Annotated in this window: 4 protein-coding genes and 2 pseudogenes; 3 read left to right on the top strand and 3 right to left on the bottom strand. The window is 65.5% G+C overall.

From position 1 onward, the window contains the following. Window positions 1–307, top strand: a pseudogene (locus tag MXD62_RS36215) (hypothetical protein); the annotation flags it as partial. A gap of 15 nt (window positions 308–322) precedes the next feature. On the opposite strand, the gene MXD62_RS39545 reads toward MXD62_RS36215, so the two are convergent. Then, window positions 323–484, bottom strand: coding sequence for a hypothetical protein (locus MXD62_RS39545; RefSeq protein ID WP_248833835.1), 162 nt, complete (start codon window positions 482–484; stop codon window positions 323–325). A 4-nt stretch (window positions 485–488) separates the two neighbouring features. Then, window positions 489–845: pseudogene (locus MXD62_RS41165) on the bottom strand (integrase); the annotation flags it as partial. A 234-nt stretch (window positions 846–1,079) separates the two neighbouring features. Here MXD62_RS41165 and MXD62_RS36205 point away from each other — a divergent pair. Next, window positions 1,080–1,934, top strand: coding sequence for an SAM-dependent methyltransferase (locus MXD62_RS36205; RefSeq protein ID WP_248833834.1), 855 nt, complete (start codon window positions 1,080–1,082; stop codon window positions 1,932–1,934). 253 nt (window positions 1,935–2,187) lie between these two features. Here the strand turns inward: MXD62_RS36205 and MXD62_RS36200 are convergent, their stop codons facing one another. Beyond that, window positions 2,188–2,367, bottom strand: coding sequence for a hypothetical protein (locus tag MXD62_RS36200; protein WP_248833833.1), 180 nt, complete (start codon window positions 2,365–2,367; stop codon window positions 2,188–2,190). 691 nt (window positions 2,368–3,058) lie between these two features. On the opposite strand from MXD62_RS36200, the gene MXD62_RS36195 reads away from it, so the two are divergent. Then, window positions 3,059–3,262, top strand: coding sequence for a cold-shock protein (locus MXD62_RS36195; RefSeq protein ID WP_007507818.1), 204 nt, complete (start codon window positions 3,059–3,061; stop codon window positions 3,260–3,262). Window positions 3,263–3,694 lie beyond the last annotated feature (432 nt).

Below are 3,694 nucleotides of genomic sequence, written 5' to 3'. Positions count from 1 at the left end.
CAGCACCCTGATCACCAGGAATAACCTTGCCGCCTGGCGGGGGGAGGCGGGAGATCCAGTCGGCGCCGCGGCCGCCTTCGCTCACCTGCTGAACGACCAGCTTCGGGTACTGGGCCCCGACCACCCCAGCACCCTCACCATCCGCAACAACCTCACCTACTGGCGGGGCCGGGCAGGGCATGCGGCCAGCACCGCAAGCGTGAGTGGATTTGTCGCGCCGGACGGTTTGGCCGTCCCATATTCGGTGGCGGTCTCAGGGGATGAGCGCATCACCGCTGATGAGGGCCAGTGTGACAGCGCTGATTGAGGCAGGCGTCGGTGGTTAGGTGCTGGCCGTGGCGAAGACCTGGGTGGGGGTGCGGCCACCCAGAACGCGGCGGGGCCGGTCGTTGAGCTGGCTGGCGATCGCGTCGAGCTCGGCCTGGGTGAACGCGACCAGGTCGGCGTTCTTGGCCAGGTACTGACGCAGCAGCCCGTTCGACACTCACAGTGTTCTCGGTCGCGAGCCGCTTGATCAGCGTGGCTATCTCCTGGCTGATCGGTGGCCGTCCGGTCCGCTGTGGGTGGGTCCATTTCCGTGTGATCAGGCGGCAGTGCCACCGTAGGACGCTGCCGGGGGTGACGAGCCGGTGGGCTCGCAGCGTCCTGGGCAGGAGTCGGATCAGTGCGGCGAGAACCGCCCGGTCCGCCCAGTCCCACCGCAGCTTGGGCTGGGTACGGCGCAGCACCGCGACCTCATGCCGCAGCACGAGCAACTCGATGTCCTTCGACGCCGACGAACGACCGAGGAGGACCAGCCAGCCACACACCCGCACGAAGATCAGATAGAGCAGGCGGATGGACATAACTGACCATCATGCCGACAGCCCGCTCCGCCGCATCAGCCCAGGTCACAGGCCCAAGCCGACTTCTGGCACCCCACAGGCCCGCCGGTCCTGCACCGGCATCGGCCCCGGCGCCCTCGTCCTAGTCGGGCAGGACGGTCCACCCATCCGATGCTCCGTGCGGGGTCATGGGAGAGTCTGGGAGAAAACGCCAGTATCGTCCGTATACCGGCACTGTCGGGACTAGGGGGAATCGTGACTGAACGCGACGATGCTGGCTGGGACTACCGCTCGGTAGCGCCGGACTGGGTGTCACCGGACGTCGACCTGAGAACCGACGTGGCGCACTCGGCGCGGGTCTACGACTACGTCCTGGGCGGCAAGGACAACTTCCCGGCCGACCGGGCGGCGGCTGGGGAGTTCGTCAAAAGTTTGCCGAACCTGTCCACGTCCATGCGGGCGAACCGGAACTTCATGGTCAGGACGGCCCGTGTCCTGGCCGCGAAGCACGGTATCCGCCAGTTCCTGGACATCGGTACTGGGCTGCCGACCGCGCCGAACCTGCACGAGGTCGCCCAGAAGGTCGCGCCGGAATCGCGGATCGTCTACGTCGATAACGATCCCATAGTGTTGGTCCACGCGCGGGCCCTGCTCACTAGCACCCCCGAGGGACGGACCGCCTATCTCGATGCCGACCTCCACAACCCAGAAGGGATCCTGGAGTCCGAGCAGCTGCGGGAAACCCTCGACCTGAGCCAGCCCGTGGCGGTCAGTCTGATCGCGATCGTGCACTTCATCGCCGATGACACAGTCGTGCAGGACCTCATCGACCGGATCATGCGTCCGCTCCCGGCGGGCAGTGTCCTGGCGCTTTCCACCACTACGGCCGACAGCGCACCCGAGGAAGTTCACGCTGGCGAGGCCGCGTACAAGGCCAACGGCATTCCGCTGATCGCGCGTGACAAAAGCACGGTGGAGCGTTTCTTCCACGAGATGGAACTCCTCGACCCCGGCGTCGTGCTCGTCCACCACTGGCATCCCGACGACGAGGCGGCTGCGCTGGACGACGCCCACGTGTACATGTACGGTGGAGTTGCCCGGAAACCGTAGGACGCGCTGTCAGCGTCAGCCTGGTGCCACTGGTCACGACAGAGATCCCGGCTACTGGGCATGAGCCAGAGATGCATTGACGTGCCGTTTCCAACCGGCCTGCCCACTCGACGCGCCCCTTTCCGGCCTTCTCCACGCATGTCAGCGTGGACACCAGCACCTCTTCGACCCGGTCCAGAGTGACCGATGGTGGCCGACCCGGACGTTCCTCGCCCGCCAACCCTTCCAACCATCGGATCACGAACCGTTCCCGTCACTTGCCGACGGTCATGGGGCGCACCGCGAGTTCCTGCGCGACCTCCTTGTTCGACGCGCCACCAGCGCACGAAAGCACGATCTTGCATCGTAAGGCCGGAGCCTGCGACGACTTCGCCCGCCGGATCCAGCGGGCCCGCGTCGCCCGCTCCTCTTCCGCCAGCACCAGCTTGGCCATCGGCCGCCCCGTCCTCGCCACGGACCCAGCCGTACTTAATCAGCGAACTCAGGTCCAGGACACTAGCTGGCGATGCAACAGATATCGATGTCCACATGACATCGAGGGGCCCGAGTTACGATCGATAATCGATCGCTCAGATGGAGGATGGCCCGACGATCTATGCCGTCTCAGGACCTCGGTGGTAGCAGCCCCCTCCCGCGCGATCCGATTCTTTTCCCGCAGCCCTGCACCGGCCTTCGGCAGCGTGCCAGCGGTGATCCCGTCACCCCAGCAGCAGAACGTCGGGGATGCTTGCGGCGACGAGCGATACCAGCGCTGATAGGCCGATCAGCAGCTCGACGAGCGAGCCGCGGACAACCAGAGCCGCGGTGACAGACCCCCTCGGGAAACCGCTTCCCGTTCCGCCGACGCCTCGTGCGCCTTTGACGTCGGTTCCCAGCGTCTGGTTCCGTTCCCAACCCCGTGGCTTCCGCCGCGGCAGGCCTCCCGACGGCAGGCAACGGGTTGGCGTGATGAGTGGTAGGTTAGTCCCGTTGCAGTTGTAGGTTCCTCGAACGTATGGACGCGCGCAGATTTCAACAGCAGGCGCTTGTTGTATTCCGACCAGTCCGACAGTGGGGGCGATCACACCGCGGCACCCCGGCCCGCACCAGGCGGCCCCGGTTCGGCTCCCACGAAGGAGAAGTACATGGCTCAGGGTACTGTTAAGTGGTTCAATGGCGAAAAGGGCTTCGGGTTCATCGCGCAGGACGGCGGCGGCCCGGACGTTTTCGTTCACTACTCGGCGATCGACAGCGCGGGCTTCCGTAGCCTGGACGAGAACCAGCGCGTGGAGTTCGATGTCACGCAGGGCCAGAAGGGCCCGCAGGCGGAGCACGTCCGCCCGGTCTGACGCATGCCCGCAGGCGTCTGCGTCTCGGGCATCTCAGTATTGGTCGTTAGATACACGAACAGCTGCGTGGGTCGGTATCCGACCCGCGCAGCTGTCGTTGTGTCGACGGCACGTCCGTACAGGCCATGATCGTGACGCGTGAATGTGAAGGGGAAGCGGCGGATTCGGGCGTCCGACGCTCCTCCGCTGGCCTTCGTCCTGTGCACCGGTGGCGACCGAACCCCTGGGTACGCTTGTTGGGGTGCCAGAAGCCGGCTTGAGCCTGCGAGCCAACGAGTACCGCAACGCCGCCTGGCGACTCCCACCGACCACCACCTCAACCGAAACAGACCAGCTCACAGGCCGAAACCTAGATGAGGAATTGTCAAAACCTGTGGATCGTGTGGCGGACTGATGGAGATCAACTGAGCTGGTAGTGGCCGTTGGTGATGC

This window comes from Frankia sp. Mgl5 (assembly GCF_023242985.1).
GTDB lineage: Bacteria > Actinomycetota > Actinomycetes > Frankiales > Frankiaceae > Parafrankia > Parafrankia soli.
This window is presented reverse-complemented; position numbering and strand designations above follow the sequence as displayed.